At 58.5% G+C, this 14,270-nt stretch carries 13 protein-coding genes and 7 tRNA genes; 7 read left to right on the top strand and 13 right to left on the bottom strand.

Going from position 1 to position 14,270, the window contains the following annotated elements; translation table 11 throughout:
- Window positions 1–25: 25 nt before the first annotated feature.
- From thrS to QP324_RS01800, 11 genes are all read right to left on the bottom strand, one after another.
- Window positions 26–2,089 carry a threonine--tRNA ligase gene (gene thrS, locus QP324_RS01850; protein ID WP_284814178.1) on the bottom strand — a complete coding sequence of 688 codons (2,064 nt, stop codon included), beginning with the start codon at window positions 2,087–2,089 and terminating at the stop codon, window positions 26–28.
- A gap of 77 nt (window positions 2,090–2,166) precedes the next feature.
- Window positions 2,167–3,393: a Dyp-type peroxidase gene (locus QP324_RS01845; RefSeq protein ID WP_284814176.1), complete on the bottom strand. Its 1,227-nt coding sequence runs from the start codon at window positions 3,391–3,393 to the stop codon at window positions 2,167–2,169.
- A gap of 2 nt (window positions 3,394–3,395) precedes the next feature.
- The gene (locus QP324_RS01840) at window positions 3,396–3,998 is read right to left on the bottom strand and encodes a copper chaperone PCu(A)C (RefSeq protein ID WP_284766580.1); all 603 of its coding nucleotides are present in this window, start codon (window positions 3,996–3,998) and stop codon (window positions 3,396–3,398) included.
- Complete coding sequence (locus tag QP324_RS01835; RefSeq protein WP_284814174.1) at window positions 3,998–4,561, bottom strand: copper resistance protein CopC; 564 nt, start codon at window positions 4,559–4,561, stop codon at window positions 3,998–4,000. Before QP324_RS01835 ends, QP324_RS01840 begins: the two co-directional genes overlap by 1 nt.
- A gap of 199 nt (window positions 4,562–4,760) precedes the next feature.
- On the bottom strand, window positions 4,761–4,988 hold the full coding sequence (locus tag QP324_RS01830) for a hypothetical protein (protein ID WP_284814172.1): 228 nt from the start codon (window positions 4,986–4,988) through the stop codon (window positions 4,761–4,763).
- Window positions 4,989–5,091: 103 nt separating this feature from the next.
- Window positions 5,092–5,167: transfer RNA gene (locus QP324_RS01825), tRNA-Gly, on the bottom strand.
- A gap of 44 nt (window positions 5,168–5,211) precedes the next feature.
- A tRNA-Val gene (locus tag QP324_RS01820) sits at window positions 5,212–5,283 on the bottom strand.
- 27 nt (window positions 5,284–5,310) lie between these two features.
- Window positions 5,311–5,381: transfer RNA gene (locus QP324_RS01815), tRNA-Cys, on the bottom strand.
- A gap of 30 nt (window positions 5,382–5,411) precedes the next feature.
- Window positions 5,412–5,487: transfer RNA gene (locus tag QP324_RS01810), tRNA-Gly, on the bottom strand.
- A gap of 38 nt (window positions 5,488–5,525) precedes the next feature.
- Window positions 5,526–5,597 (bottom strand) — tRNA-Val (locus tag QP324_RS01805).
- Between the two features lie 47 nt (window positions 5,598–5,644).
- Window positions 5,645–5,720, bottom strand: a tRNA-Gly gene (locus QP324_RS01800).
- A gap of 245 nt (window positions 5,721–5,965) precedes the next feature.
- Here QP324_RS01800 and QP324_RS01795 point away from each other — a divergent pair.
- From QP324_RS01795 to msrB, 5 genes are all read left to right on the top strand, one after another.
- Window positions 5,966–6,037, top strand: a tRNA-Val gene (locus tag QP324_RS01795).
- A gap of 73 nt (window positions 6,038–6,110) precedes the next feature.
- Window positions 6,111–7,013, top strand: coding sequence for a DMT family transporter (locus QP324_RS01790; protein ID WP_284814171.1), 903 nt, complete (start codon window positions 6,111–6,113; stop codon window positions 7,011–7,013).
- A 72-nt stretch (window positions 7,014–7,085) separates the two neighbouring features.
- Entirely contained in the window at window positions 7,086–7,772 is a 687-nt protein-coding gene (locus QP324_RS01785) for a pyrimidine reductase family protein (protein WP_284814169.1), read from the top strand.
- Window positions 7,773–7,790: 18 nt separating this feature from the next.
- The gene (locus QP324_RS01780) at window positions 7,791–8,942 is read left to right on the top strand and encodes a glycosyltransferase family 87 protein (RefSeq protein WP_284814167.1); all 1,152 of its coding nucleotides are present in this window, start codon (window positions 7,791–7,793) and stop codon (window positions 8,940–8,942) included.
- A 9-nt stretch (window positions 8,943–8,951) separates the two neighbouring features.
- On the top strand, window positions 8,952–9,374 hold the full coding sequence (gene msrB / locus QP324_RS01775) for a peptide-methionine (R)-S-oxide reductase MsrB (RefSeq protein ID WP_284814165.1): 423 nt from the start codon (window positions 8,952–8,954) through the stop codon (window positions 9,372–9,374).
- A 113-nt stretch (window positions 9,375–9,487) separates the two neighbouring features.
- On the opposite strand, the gene hemQ is transcribed toward msrB, so the two are convergent.
- Window positions 9,488–10,189 carry a hydrogen peroxide-dependent heme synthase gene (gene hemQ, locus QP324_RS01770; protein ID WP_204608795.1) on the bottom strand — a complete coding sequence of 234 codons (702 nt, stop codon included), beginning with the start codon at window positions 10,187–10,189 and terminating at the stop codon, window positions 9,488–9,490.
- 212 nt (window positions 10,190–10,401) lie between these two features.
- Here hemQ and QP324_RS01765 point away from each other — a divergent pair, with 212 nt between their 5' ends.
- Together QP324_RS01765 and QP324_RS01760 are read left to right on the top strand one after the other, a co-directional pair.
- Window positions 10,402–10,995: a DUF3000 domain-containing protein gene (locus QP324_RS01765; RefSeq protein ID WP_239277754.1), complete on the top strand. Its 594-nt coding sequence runs from the start codon at window positions 10,402–10,404 to the stop codon at window positions 10,993–10,995.
- Window position 10,996: 1 nt separating this feature from the next.
- Complete coding sequence (locus tag QP324_RS01760) at window positions 10,997–12,259, top strand: HRDC domain-containing protein (RefSeq protein ID WP_284814163.1); 1,263 nt, start codon at window positions 10,997–10,999, stop codon at window positions 12,257–12,259.
- 8 nt (window positions 12,260–12,267) lie between these two features.
- Here the strand turns inward: QP324_RS01760 and dxs are convergent, their stop codons facing one another.
- The gene (gene dxs, locus QP324_RS01755) at window positions 12,268–14,193 is read right to left on the bottom strand and encodes a 1-deoxy-D-xylulose-5-phosphate synthase (protein WP_284814162.1); all 1,926 of its coding nucleotides are present in this window, start codon (window positions 14,191–14,193) and stop codon (window positions 12,268–12,270) included.
- Window positions 14,194–14,270 lie beyond the last annotated feature (77 nt).

The raw sequence follows: 14,270 nt of genomic DNA, 5'->3' as shown, positions 1-14,270 counted from the left end.
GGAGCTGTCGGTTTCGTGTGTCTCCTTAGCGTCGGGCACTGATGAGCTCTTCGGTCGGCTGCTCGTTGTTGCGCTCTGCTACCCATGCGGCGATGAGCTCCACGGCTTCCTTTACCGGCACACCATTGACCTGGGTACCGTCGAGGAAGCGGAAGGATACGGCATCAGCTTCTACGTCGCGTGCGCCAGCCACCAGCATGAACGGAACCTTGCCGGTGGTGTGGTTGCGAATCTTCTTCTGCATGCGGTCATCAGAGGTATCCACATCGGCGCGGATACCCTTCTGACGCAGCTGGGCGGCAACCTCTTCGAGGTGCGGGGAGAATTCATCAGCCACCGGAATGCCCACCACCTGGTGCGGTGCCAGCCATGCTGGGAAGGCGCCGGCGTAGTGCTCCAGCAGGACGCCAAAGAATCGCTCGATGGAGCCGAAGAGCGCACGGTGAATCATGATCGGGCGCTTCTTCGTGCCGTCCGACGCAGTGTATTCCAGCTCGAAGCGCTCCGGCAGGTTGAAGTCCAACTGCACGGTAGACATCTGCCAGGTACGGCCGATGGCGTCGCGAGCCTGCACCGAAATCTTCGGGCCGTAGAAGGCTGCACCTGCGGGATCCGGAACAAGCTCCAAGCCGGATTTTTCTGCAACCGACTGCAGGATAGACGTAGAGCGATCCCAGATCTCATCAGAACCAACGAACTTATTCGGGTCCTTGGTAGAAAGCTCCAGGTAGAAGTCAGACAGTCCGTAGTCCTTCAGCAAGGAAATGATGAAGTCGAGGACCTTGGTCAGCTCCTCTTCCAGCTGCTCTTCGGTGCAGTAGATGTGAGCATCATCCTGGGTAAAGCCGCGGGCACGGGTCAGGCCGTGGACCACGCCAGACTTTTCGTAACGGTAGACGGTACCGAACTCAAACAGACGCAGCGGGAGCTCGCGGTAGGAACGGCCACGGGATGCAAAAATAAGATTGTGCATCGGGCAGTTCATGGGCTTGGCATAGTAGTCCTGCGGCTCCTTGACGGTATTGCCCTCTTCGTCATATTCGCCATCGAGCTGCATCGGCGGGAACATGCCATCGGCATAGAAGTCCAGGTGGCCAGATTTCTTGAATAGGTCACCCTTGGTGATATGCGGGGTATTAACAAAGGAGTACCCAGCCTGGACGTGGCGGTTGCGAGAGTGGTTTTCCATCTCCATGCGCACGGTCGCGCCATTCGGGTGGAATACCGGGAAGCCGGAGCCAATCTCATCCGGGAAGGAGAAGAGATCTAGTTCCTGACCCAGGCGGCGGTGGTCGCGCTTTTCCGCCTCTTCCACCATGGTCTGGTAGGCCTCCAGCGCCTCCTTGGACTCAAAAGCGGTGCCGTAGATGCGCTGCAGGCCAGCCTTGGACTGGTCGCCGCGCCAGTAGGCGGCAGAAGAACGGGTCAACGTGAAGGCCGGGATGTACTTTGTGGTTGGCACGTGCGGTCCGCGGCAGAGGTCGAACCACTCTACTTCCCCGGTGCGCGGGTTGACGTTGTCATAGTGGGTGAGATCGCCGGAACCGACCTCTGCGGCCTCGTCGGAGTCAGGGTCAACGTTGCCCTTGTCTTGGACCAGTTCCAGCTTGAAAGGTTCCTCGGCGAGGGCCTTTTCCGCTTCCTCCGCGGATTCATAGACGTGGCGCTCGAAGCGCTGGCCGCCCTTGATGATCTTCTTCATGCGCTTTTCAATCGCCTTGAGATCTTCCGGTGTGAAAGGCTCGGCGGTCTGAAAATCGAAGTAGAAGCCATTTTCAATGGCAGGGCCGATACCCAGCTTGGTGCCAGGGAACTCGGCCTGCACGGCTTGGGCCATAACGTGGCCGCAGGAGTGGCGGATGACGGCGCGGCCGTCTTCCTCGCAGGCGGCTACCGGGGTGAAGGTGGATTCCGTGTCTGGGGTGTGCGACAAATCAAAGAGAGTGCCGTCCTCACCGCGAACGACTACGACAGCCTCCGGGCCCTTATTGGGAAGGTTGAGCTCTCGCATTGCTGCGCCCACGGCCTGGCCGGCGGGCACGGTGAAGGAATCGTAATTGACCGGTACTGCGGGGATGAGTTCCGCCATAATCGCGCTCCTTTTTGCGCTCGTGCGTCGGCGGCATACCTGGCCGCGTCCGCTATTTAAATTTACGGATAGCTATTCTACAACCCTGCATGCTCGCAGAGCGATTTTGCCCACCATGATTCACACCCATCGGCAGCAAGGGTGCCCGGCGGACAGAAATACATAGCCGAACCTATATGAGTCAACCACTCGTTCAGCAGGTCCGATTCATCCAAACGGGCCTGGATAGGCTCAAATTGTTTGGTGGGATCCTGCTGGTAGCAGATAAAAACCTGCCCAATATTGGATAGCTGCCCGTCCTTGCCATCGGGAGCTAACTCATAGTTATACGGGCGGCGTAGGATGCGCTGCTCTGGGTGGTCAGCGGGCGGGGCGGCCACGGCCATGTGCGAGTTCTTATCAATCACCGGCAGGCCGTAATCATCTACCGCATCAAAATCTGCAGCATCAAATTCTTCTTCACCGGTAAGCGGGGCACCGGTGTCGAGCTTGCGGCCCACCGCATTTTCGCGGGAGGAGCGATCGAGCTTCTCCCACGTATCCACGTTCATGCGAATGCGACGCACTACCATCGCCGTTCCGCCTTGCGCCCACTTCGGCCCTTTATCGATCCATACCTGGGCTGCAAAATCTTCCTCGCTGCGTGGATTGACGGTACCGTCCTTTTGCCCGAACATATTGCGCGCGGTAGCACCCTTCTCGTGGCTGCCATAGGCATTAATAAATCCTTGCTGCAGCCACTTCACGCTGGCATAGTGTTCGCCGGCTCGCACCATGTGGCGCAGGGCGTAGGTATTCATCAGTGGGTCATCGCAGCAGATCTGCAAGACGATATCGCTTTGTCCCCATTGTCGTTGCAGCTCATCGCGCTTAAAGGAACGCACATCTCCCAGCCAACGTGGTTTCTCCACTCCGAGCAAGGAGAAAACCTTCTTGCCTAAACCACAGGTGATGGTCAAGTTGGCGGGCTGTTGCACCATTTCCGGCTCCAGCGTGCCCAGCGGCGCCTCCCCCGTACACAGTGCCCGAGCGTCCTCGGTCCACAGCTTCATCAGGCTGGCGAACCCCCGCTTGTCGACGCCCCTTTTAAGGTCAAACCCCACCAGGTTCAGGTGCGCTTGCTCCGCGGTTGCGATGCCTGCTTGATGCTCGCCGTCAAAAGCCACGAGGGCGTCGGCAAGCGCAGGCTGTTCCTGTGCCCCAGCATCCGGGGAAGAGCCCTGGTTATTGCAGCCTGCCAACGCGAAGGCGCTGGTCGATACCGCAGCGCCAGTGAGAAACCCCCTTCTGCTGAATCCAGACATAGCTAGTGATCGTGGCCTTCCTTATTGTGGGACATATCTCCGTGCTCCATGTGGGACATATCGTGGCCCTTCATATCGCCGTAATCCTCATCCCCGGCAGGCATGCTACGCGTTTGGATCTCGCCCAGATCGAGCTCTTCGCCGCCTTCTAGCTTCACCTTAAGGTCAAGGGATTCGCCGGGAGCAATGTGGTTTTCCATTTCCATGAGCATGAAGTGGTCACCGCCTGGTGCAAGTTCGTGGGACTCGCCGGCCTTGACCACCAACGGACTCGACATTTCCTGCATCTTGCCATCGACAGTCTCATGGATCTGGTTCACCTTGGCGTTAAGGCTGGTGGAAAAACCGGTGATAGCGATGTCCTTATCGGTGTGGTTCACCAGGGCGCCAAAAATGGCAGTCATGTCCTTGTCCTCATTGGCGCGTACGACGGCATCTTCGAAGGTCAGGTCCTCGGCCGCGGCGGAGGAAGACTTTTCTGCAGCGCTGGTGGTGGCATCCGCCTTCGACTCGGTGGAGTCATTTTGGTTCTGTGGGGAGCAACCTGCCAGGGCGAGGCCGGCCACTGTCAGGCATACAAGGGCGATGTTAGAAATCTTAGACATTATTTTTCACCTTCCGAATCAGTGCGACGAGACTTGGCAATAAATAGGGCAACTACTGCGGCAATTGCCAGAACGCCGCCCACCCCCAGAATGATTTTCAACGGCATTGACAAACCCTCGGTCCCTTCCTGCTCTGCCGTGTCAGACTCTGGGGCCTTGGTTTCGGACCCGTCACCTTTGACAGAAAATTCCACACCTCCACGGGTAGCGTGCCCATCCGAAGACGTGATCTGGAAGCCCACCTGGTAGTTACCCGGCCCAGGATGGACATCCGCAGGGGTTTCAATGGTGAGATCTCGCTCATGGAGCTTTGGTTCCTGGCTAAAGAGTTTTTCACCAGTATCCGCGTTGGTCACGGCAAAGGTATTGAAGTCTTCTTTGGGGATGCCAGAAAACTCGAGGGTTATTTCCTTAGGAAACTCGTCGAGTTGGTCGCCGTCTTTGACCGAACCGCCAATAACGGAGTCGTGCGCCAATGCGGCAGGCATTGACCCGCCCAAAACCAGTGCGGCCGTGCCCACTGCTGCGGCTGTGCGGCGCAGCCAAGCTACGCGGTAGCCCATAGATAGCTCCTTTGTGTTGAAAATGCACAAGTTGAATTGTCAGACATACTAGCCGCGCGGTTTGCCGGAGGGGCAATCGCGATAAGCAGAGCGTCGAGTTATTTGTCGGCGCGAACTAGGAATGAGTTCCTTTTCAGAAGTAAAAAGAGGTATTTATCACTATTTAAGCCAAGTTGACTCAATTCAAACGGGTCCTACCTTAGGACCTCTCCATTTGTCGGGCATTAAAAAACGGACCAGAAGCCATCAGGGCAAAAATAACCAAGGCGGCGCCTACGCCGATAAGCACCAAAGGCCACGCCGCGTTGCCGCTGCCGTCACCCGCATCTGCCGCAGTAAGGCCCGCAAAGAAAAATACAGTCCCCGAAACAAAAGACGCGAAGCCGCAAGCTCCAACCAATAGCGGTACCACTAATGCGCGTAACATCTTTCCTCCTCCGCCGAGGGTTTTGACCTTGCAAAAGCAAGCGTATCGCACAAAGCGCAGAAGGAGACATAGAAAAAGCCGCTCCATTTCTGGAGCGGCTATGTGGAGCGGATGACGAGACTCGAACTCGCGACCCTCACCTTGGCAAGGTGATGCGCTACCAACTGCGCTACATCCGCACAACAAACCGGAGTTTGTTGCAGAGCCCCAAAAGGGACTCTCGTGCGCGATACTGGGATTGAACCAGTGACCTCTTCCGTGTCAGGGAAGCGCTCTCCCACTGAGCTAATCGCGCTTAATGCCCGAAGGCATTAAGAAGTTGAGGTGGAAACGGGAATCGAACCCGTGTGCACGGTTTTGCAGACCGTTGCCTCACCACTCGGCCATTCCACCGTGGCGATACCGCCTCACACAATACAGTGCTGGAGCGGATGACGAGACTCGAACTCGCGACCCTCACCTTGGCAAGGTGATGCGCTACCAACTGCGCTACATCCGCATGCGAAACCAGGCCCGGTTTCTAGGACAAAGTCCTTGTGCGCGATACTGGGATTGAACCAGTGACCTCTTCCGTGTCAGGGAAGCGCTCTCCCACTGAGCTAATCGCGCGCTATTCATTTAGAATCACTCTTCACAGGCGAACCCCTAGAAAAGCGTGGAGCGGATGACGAGACTCGAACTCGCGACCCTCACCTTGGCAAGGTGATGCGCTACCAACTGCGCTACATCCGCATTGCCCCGCAAACTTTGTACCGTTGCGGTGCGAGAAGAAACATTATCGTGCTCCGCGCCAGTTTCCAAATCCCCAGCCCAGCGGCATTCTTTCCGGCACCCGTTTTTCACATTCGGGCCATCCCAAAACACATTGGTGTGATTCTCCGAAGGCAGTGGACCACAGGCCACCTCCCTCTGATGTGCACTCCTGCCCAGCCAATTAGGTGTTTGAATTTGGTGCGGTGTAGATTTAGCAACCGCAAGGTCCTATAGCTCAGTGGGAGAGCGTTCCGTTCACACCGGAAAGGTCACTGGTTCAATCCCAGTTAGGACCACAATTTCCCGCCCACCGCTCCACTCCATAGGGGCTTGGGCGGGTTTCTTTATATGCCTGTAAAGTGTCCCGACGTGTTGTGGATTCTCTTAGGCATTATCGCCGGACTCGTTCTGCCCGTTCAGACCCTGGTTAATACGCGCCTTCGCGCGTCTACTGGCACGCCGTTTTCCTCATCGCTCATTTCGTTTGCCGTGGGCACGATGACTTTGCTTGTCATTGCTACAGCCGTGACCGGCGGCGAGTTCGGCATTTCCCGTGCCTTTGGGGAACCGCTGTGGATTTGGTTCGGTGGTCTGCTCGGCGTGGTTGCGCTTACTGGAAATATCCTGCTATTTCCTCATCTGGGTGCGGTTCAGACCGTAGTCCTTCCCATCGCGGGCCAAATCATGATGGGCCTTGTCATCGACCACTTTGGGCTGTTTGACTCCCCCACTTCCCCACTGTCCCTTATTCGCGCTCTAGGGGCACTAGTTGTTCTCGGCGGAGTGATTTCTATCGTCGCTAGCCCCGGCGCGCCGACGAAGCAAGAAGACAGCGCTATGGCGTTGTGGCTTTGGCGCCTCGCAGGCTTTGTCTTTGGTTGCTTTACCGCATGCCAATCCGCCATCAACGGCCACCTGGGGCAGATCACCGGATCGCCCGTTAGTGCGGCTTTGGTCTCTTTTAGCATCGGCGTTTCCGCGCTCGTGATGCTCAATATTGTTTTGCGCTGGCGCCCTCACATTGAGCGTCCCGAGGGTAAGGCTAATCCGTGGTGGATGTGGGCAGGCGGCGCCTTGGGAGCCATGTTTGTCTTTGGCAACGCGGCCTTAGTACCACAAATTGGCACTGGGCTTACTGTGGTGGCAACCCTTCTCGGTTCCATGTTGGGGTCCGTGCTCATTGATCGCCTGCGGGGTGCGCGAGTCGCAATGCGCCAGGTAGCCGGCATTGCAGTGATCTTGCTTGGTGTAATACTCATCCGCCTGGTGTAAGCCCCACTCCTGTGGCTATGCCCGGTACTTTGCTGTGCTGGGTATCTGGTGCCTTGACTAGGCTGGGAAGACATGGATATCTCTTCGCTTCTGGGCCCCGATTCCGGTGATGTATTCACCGTCCGCACAAATATGGTCAGCACGCTAACCGGCTCGGCAACCATGAACCACGTTTCCGAAGCCATGGGAAATGACACTGACGGGCAGCTTTTTGCTGCTCTACGTAACTGGGCAGACGTGGTGCTGGTGGGTGCGCAGACGGTGCGCGCGGAGGACTACTCCGGAGTAGAACCTAACGGGGATGGTTCGCGGCCGGCTCCTATCGCCGTGCCTTCCCGCAGCCTTGAGTTTGATGTCACCTCGGACTTCTTCACGGATTTTACTACCCCTCCCATCATCCTGGTCCCCCATAGCAGCAGGGACGATCAAGAGCTCGCAAAGCGCATCGCGACCATCGAATCCACGGGCGCGGAGGTTTGCGATGCTGGCGAAGGAACCGTGCAGGACTACATATCCGCCTTGCAGGACCGCGGGTTTAAGCGCGTGCTGTGCGAGGGCGGGCCAGGAATGATAGGGCAGCTGGTAGACATCGATGCCATCGACCAGATGTATTTGACCCTGGACCCACATCTATCTACCGGCGTGGAAACTCCCATGGCGACCTTTAAGGGCGAGCATTCCCATCGCCGCATGCAGTTAGAAAATGTCGCGGCTGATCAGGATGGCACGGTGTTTCTGCGGTATTCCCGCGCCCGCTAGGCCGTAGACTAAGGGGCCGTGAATTCCCGAATCAATGCCGCCGCCTGGCCCGTGGCCATCCTGCTTGTTGTGCATCGCGTTTTCATCATCGCGCGCAATGGCACGCCGACGGATGATTTCACCACCGTGTATAACGCTGTGATACGCATGGCCACTGGCCAGCCGGTCTATGAGCAGGCTTATAACCACGTTGACCCGCTGTACCTGTATACCCCGGGAGCCACGTTGCTGCTCGCACCACTAGCGCACATGGATTTTTCGTTGGCACGGGGACTATTCATCGTCGCCAACGCGGCTGCAATCGTGGCAGCGCTAGCGGTGCTCACCCTTACGGTGGGCCGCACACTTACTTCGGCAGTGTGGCCAGTATCTATCGCTTTGGCCTTTGTCACGGAATCGGTGACCAATACGCTCGCATTTACCAATATCAACGGCATTCTCTTGCTATGCATGGCCGTGTTCTTGTGGTCTTTCTTGCGCGCCGAGCGCACCCCATGGCTGGGCTGGGTGGCCGGCGTGGTCATTGGCTTGGCCATCGTCATTAAGCCGCAATTTGCGCCGTTGCTCTTCCTGCCCTTGGTCAAGCTGCAATGGCGCAGTCTCGCGACTGGCATTGGCGTACCGGTAGTTCTCAACCTACTAGCGTGGCCGCTCGTGCCGGGCGCTAGCGGATTTGTGGATAACCTCCTGCCCTACCTCTCAGAAACCCGTGACTATGCCAATTCTTCCTGGGCAGGCTTCCGCGCCTACGTTGACTTTGGCGCGGGACTGTATTGGACCGTGTGGTTGATATTTGCCGCGCTTTCGGCCGCAGCGATTCTCGGACTTTTGCGCTGGCGCAACTCCGACCCGACCTTGTGGGCACTGACGACTAGCGGGGCGATCATGGTGGGTATCTTCTTCCTGTCTTCCCTTGGCCAGCAGTATTACTCCATGTGGCTATTCCCATTGATGTTTACCGTTGTGCTCAAGCGTTCGGTTTTCCATTCCGCGGGCGCGTGGTTTGCGGCCTTCCTCTATTTGGCTCCCGTCTCCTGGGCGTCTACAGCGCACCCGGATGCTGGTCGCTGGATGAATTTTTTCACGGCAACGGTGGGATGGGCGCTGCTTATCGTCGCAATTTTCGCTACGGTCGCCGGCTGGTGGCGTGCCGCGCGCAGCACGGTTTAGACTCGGCCCATGACCGATTTCAAGCTCATTGCCGATACCGAATGGCGCCAGCGCTTAAGCCCCGAGGAATACTACGTCCTGCGCGAGGCCGGCACCGAGCCGCCCCACGTAGGCGAGTACACCAATACCACCACCGAGGGGGTCTATTCTTGCCGCGCGTGTGGAACCGAGCTTTTCCGCTCTACGGAAAAGTTTGAGTCCCACTGCGGCTGGCCTTCCTTTTTCTCCCCACTCGCAGGAGACAAAATCATTGAGCGCGATGACAACTCGCTCGGCATGCGCCGCGTAGAGGTTCTGTGCGCCAACTGCGAATCTCACCTGGGGCACGTCTTTGAGGGCGAGGGCTACGATACCCCCACCGACTTGCGCTATTGCATCAACTCCATCTGCCTGGACTTGGAGGAAAAGCCGGTAGAAGATGGCACCGCCTAAGGTGGCATGCACAAGCAAGCGCGCCCCGTCGGCAGCCTAACTTGCAGGCTAGTGACGGGGCACGGATATGGGGGGACGTCGCCAAGCAGGGCTACTGCTGGGCGACGTTTCTTTTAGGGCAGTACTGCGATGAGCTCTGCTACGTCCTTGACGCGGCGGCCGGTATGGAAAGGAATCTCCTCGCGCACGTGGTGGCGGGCCTCGGTGTAGCGCATCAGGTACATCAGGTCGACGATGCGGTGGAGCTCGTCCGCCTCGAAGGCCAAAATCCACTCATAGTCACCCAGGGCAAAGGCTGGGACGGTATTTGCGCGCACATCGGGGTAGTCGCGCGCCTGCATACCGTGCTCCATGAGGATGCGGCGGCGCTTTTCATCGTCCATGGTGTACCAGTCATAAGAGCGCACGAAGGGGTATACCGAGATCCACTCCTTGGGCTCCTCGCCCATGATGAAGGAGGGTAGGTGGGACTTATTGAACTCTGCTGGACGGTGCAAGGCATTGCCTACCCAGGTCACTTCGCTTACCTGGCCCAGAGTGGTCTCGCGGCGGAAGTCCCCGAAGACCTTTTGCAGGTCAGAGAATTCCTCGGCGTGCCACCAGATCATGAAGTCGGCGGAATCGCGCATAGCCGTGAGGTCGTAAATGCCGCGCACGGTTACCTTTCCGGCTTTTTCCACGCCGGCAAAGAACTCCTGCGCTTGGGCGATGATCTCCGCTCGCTCGGTGCCGAGCGCGCCCGGGATCACCTTAAAAACTGCGTGCTGGGAATATTGCTGAACCGCGTTGAGTTCCTTGTAATCAAGCTTCGCCATTGCGTTCTCCTTTGCAGAAGCCTTTGGGTTAACGAACACATCCATCATAAGTTGGATATGAAACCTTGTCACTTTCCGGCCACGAGGAGGACGACACGCCCACGCATCGGCGCGCCTCCCCCAGCTAGAGGACGCGAAACTATAGCTTGAACGTCGTGAGCAATTCCGAATCGACCACCCCACGCAGCGCCGAGGCCTCCGCCCCCACCCCTTTGCACGGGCAGGCGGAAAGCCACGAGCCAGCTACCCCCGCCGCTTTCACCCAAGCAGTGGAGTCCATGCATGCGGCCGAACTGCGCCCTGAGATAACGCTAGGCTCCATTCGCCCACCGCAACGCCTTGCGCCCTTTAGCCACGCAATCGGCCTCGAAGTGGGAAACGAAGACAACCCAGATATCGTGCCCACCGATGCAGAGGGCGACGCCTTTGGTCGCCTCATCCTGCTCCACGATCCGGGCGCTGAGGAGGCTTGGGAGGGCGCCATGCGCCTTGTGGCCTATATTCAGGCCGATATGGACGACGCCGTAGCCGGCGATCCGCTCTTGCCCGATGTGGCGTGGCAATGGCTCAACGAAGGCTTAGAACAGGAGGGTGCCGGCCACACCAATTTGGGCGGCACCGTCACGTCCACCGCGTCCGTGCGTTTTGGCGAGATTGGCGGGCCACCGCGCGCCTACCAGATTGAAATGCGTGCTTCGTGGACTGCCGAAGGCCTCGATCTGGCACCCCACGTGCAGGCCTTTGCCCAGGTATTGGCCAACGTTGCCGGACTACCCCCTGAGGGCGTCACTGAGCTCGGCCGCTAATATGCCAGAATTGCGCAGCCGGCCGCTCGAAGGCGTCCCGCCGGTTCTTGCTACCCCGGAGGAGTTCACCGCTGCCGCAGCCCGCCTCGCCGCGGGTACGGGCCCCTTTGCCATCGATACCGAGCGCGCCTCCGGCTATCGCTACGATGATCGCGCCTTCCTAGTGCAAATTCGCCGCCGCGGCGCGGGCACGATGCTTTTTGCCCCTGAAGGACACCGCGAGGAGCTCACGGCCGCCCTTGCCCCAGTGCTCAACAGCGCGGAGTGGATTATTCACGCTGCCCATTCGGATTTGCCTTGTCTCGGGTGGCTCGGTCTCTTCCCTGGCTCCATCTTTGACACGGAACTGGCGGCACGGCTCGCGGGATTTGAACGGCCCAATCTGGGAACTATGGTCGCAGAGCTTTTTGACGTCGAATTGGAAAAGGGCTACGGCGACGCCGACTGGTCCACCCTGCAGCTCAGCGAGGAACTCAAGGCTTACGCCGCGCTCGATGTGGAACTACTCCTCGAGCTAGCCGACGCCCTGCGCGACATTTTGGCCGAACAGGACAAGATGGACTGGGCTTTAGAAGAATTTTCCGCCATAATCCAGGAACATTCCGGAGACTCTGCTCCCCAGCCACACACGTGGCGTGATCTGAAGGGCATCTCCAGTTTGCGCAGCGGCAGTCAGCTCGCTGCTGCTCGAGCACTGTGGGCCAAGCGCGACGCTATCGCTCGGCGCACGGACACTGCGCCCGGCCGGGTATTAGCGAATAAGACGCTGGTAGAAATTGCGCGCACCCTTCCCACCACCGCGGGCGATCTTGCCCGAGTCAAGGGATTTCCCCGCCGGCGCAAAGGCGCCACCGCCCAGTGGATGACTGTACTTAACCAAGCGCGCACCGTTCCCCCGCAGCAGCGGCCTCGCGTCCATCGCGCCCCACAACCGGTTCCTTCCAAAACCATCTGGGCCGAGGACTACCCAGACCTATGGGAGATTTACCAGACTATCCGCGCGGATATCGCCGATCTCGCTGCTGAACTCGGTATGCCTTCCGAGATCCTTATCCGCCCTGCCGCTGTGCGTGCAGCGGTATGGGCGAAGGTAGGTGTGCGCGCCGATAAGCGCCACCGCGGACCTGATTCTGTCGCCGGCGCCATCCGGCAGCCTGGCGACGTCGCTGCCTTCCTCCGCGCGGAGGGCGCGCGCGAATGGCAAATAGAAATGACCGCCCCGATTATCGTGGACGGTCTTTTCTACGAATATTTAGCAGGCTAAGGCTAGGATTAGTCCTTTTCTCCTCGCGCGTTGGCATCAGCAGTGAGGTTTTTTAGCCACTCGCTTATCGACGCCGCCATAAGCTCAGGCGTCAACCCGAACTCTTCCAAAACCTCGCCGCGAGAGCCGTGCTTAGGGAAGTATCCCGGAACGCCGAGTCGGCGCACAGGAGTATCGACCTCGGCTGCGCTGAGGGCCTCCGAAATCATGGAGCCAATACCGCCGCGGACAAGGCCGTCTTCTGCCGTAACCACCAAGTCGTGGTCAGCGGCGAGAGCCACCACAGAGCTTGCCACCGGCGCCACCCAACGCGGGTCAACAACGGTAACGTTCACGCCCTGTTCGCCCAGCTGCTTCGCAGCCTCGATGCTGCGAGCGGACATGGCCCCGATGGAAACGATGAGTACCTCGGGGGTGTCCTCGCCCGCATCGGCTTCGCCATAGTGCAGGATGTCTACGCCATCGCCCAAGGTATCCACCGCTTCCATATCCGGCAGCAGATTGCCCTTAGGGAAGCGGACTACGGACGGGCCAGATTCAATCTCTAGCGACTCCCGGAAGAGCTCCCGCAGGCGCGCGCCATCGCGCGGGGCGGCAATATGCATTCCCGGCACAATGCTCATGAGCGCCATATCCCACACACCATTGTGCGAAGCGCCATCGGAACCGGTAACTCCGGAGCGGTCAAGCACGATGGTTACCGGCAGCTTTAGCAGCGCAATATCCATAATGACTTGGTCCACGGCGCGGTTTAAGAAAGTGGAATATACCGCAACGACGGGGTGCATCCCGCCAAGCGCCAAACCAGAGGCAGAGGTCATTGCGTGCTGCTCGGCAATTCCCACATCAAAAAATCGCTCTGGGAAGCGCTCTTGGAAGGGAGCGAGCCCAGTAGGACCGGCCATGGCAGCGGTAATGGCCACGATGTCATCGCGCTTTTCGGCAGCGGCTAACAGCTCCTCTGAAAAGGCAGCCGTCCACCCAGGTTGCTTGGTGCCCTTAGCCACACCGGTAACCGGATCAATAGCACCGGTAGAGTGCATCTGGTCCTTCGGCTCATTGACGGCCGGGGCAAATCCGTGGCCCTTTTCGGTAACCACGTGCACGATGATGGGCCCGTCATAATCGCGGGCATAAGTCAGGGCATGTACCAAGCTATCGATATTGTGCCCGTTGATGGGGCCGATGTACTTCATGCCCAGTTCCGGGAACATCTCGGTAGGCAAGACGGTGGACTTGACGCCTTCCTTCATGGCGTGCAAGGCATCAAAGGCACGCTCGCCTACCCATCCCATTTGCTTCAGGCGGCGCTTGCCCTGTTCCATGAGCTCGTCGTAACCGTGCTGGGAGCGGATGCGGCCGAGGTTTTCGGAAATGCCACCGATAGTGGGCGAATAGCTACGGCCGTTGTCATTGACCACGATGACCGCATTGCGGCCCTTGTCCTCCGAGATATTATTTAACGCCTCCCAGCACATGCCGCCGGTGAGGGCGCCATCGCCGACAACACCGATGACATTGCGGTGACCGTCGCCGCGAATCTTGAAGGCCTTAGACAAGCCATCGACCGTAGACAACGATGCCGAAGCGTGGGAGGACTCGGTCCAGTCATGCTCGGACTCGCCGCGGTCCGTATACCCCGAAAGGCCGTCCTTTTGCCGCAAGGTATCGAATTGATCCGTGCGCCCAGTCAGCATCTTATGCACATAGGACTGGTGCGAAGTGTCAAAAATAATGGGCTCACGCGGAGAATCAAATACACGGTGCAACGCAATGGTCAATTCCACCACGCCCAAGTTAGGCCCCAGATGTCCGCCCGTGACGGAGACCTTGTCAATGAGGCGCTGCCTAATCTCTGCCGCCAGCTCCTCAAGCTTGTCTGCAGACAGCGCCTTGAGGTCCTGCGGCGAGTTAATGGTATCCAAGATAGTCATGGAGCGGCCTTCAACTCCTTCTGTGCTTAGTTCTTCTTTTCTACCGTACCCGCGGCGGGCGGTGAATATTATATCGG

Origin of the sequence: Corynebacterium sp. UMB0012 (assembly GCF_030216265.1) — a bacterium.
Taxonomy (GTDB): domain Bacteria; phylum Actinomycetota; class Actinomycetes; order Mycobacteriales; family Mycobacteriaceae; genus Corynebacterium.
Note: the sequence above shows the minus strand (reverse complement) of the source record. Positions and strands in the feature narration are given on the sequence as shown.

Bases quoted from the DNA above. Each gene is read 5' to 3' on its own strand.
- QP324_RS01760 (WP_284814163.1), top strand. From the start codon at position 10,997: ATGCCAGAATTGCGCAGCCGGCCGCTCGAAGGCGTCCCGCCGGTTCTT.
- hemQ (WP_204608795.1), bottom strand. From the start codon at position 10,189: ATGGCGAAGCTTGATTACAAGGAACTCAACGCGGTTCAGCAATATTCC.
- QP324_RS01785 (WP_284814169.1), top strand. From the start codon at position 7,086: ATGGATATCTCTTCGCTTCTGGGCCCCGATTCCGGTGATGTATTCACC.
- QP324_RS01830 (WP_284814172.1), bottom strand. From the start codon at position 4,988: ATGTTACGCGCATTAGTGGTACCGCTATTGGTTGGAGCTTGCGGCTTC.
- dxs (WP_284814162.1), bottom strand. From the start codon at position 14,193: ATGACTATCTTGGATACCATTAACTCGCCGCAGGACCTCAAGGCGCTG.
- QP324_RS01845 (WP_284814176.1), bottom strand. From the start codon at position 3,393: ATGTCTGGATTCAGCAGAAGGGGGTTTCTCACTGGCGCTGCGGTATCG.
- msrB (WP_284814165.1), top strand. From the start codon at position 8,952: ATGACCGATTTCAAGCTCATTGCCGATACCGAATGGCGCCAGCGCTTA.
- QP324_RS01835 (WP_284814174.1), bottom strand. From the start codon at position 4,561: ATGGGCTACCGCGTAGCTTGGCTGCGCCGCACAGCCGCAGCAGTGGGC.
- thrS (WP_284814178.1), bottom strand. From the start codon at position 2,089: ATGGCGGAACTCATCCCCGCAGTACCGGTCAATTACGATTCCTTCACC.
- QP324_RS01840 (WP_284766580.1), bottom strand. From the start codon at position 3,998: ATGTCTAAGATTTCTAACATCGCCCTTGTATGCCTGACAGTGGCCGGC.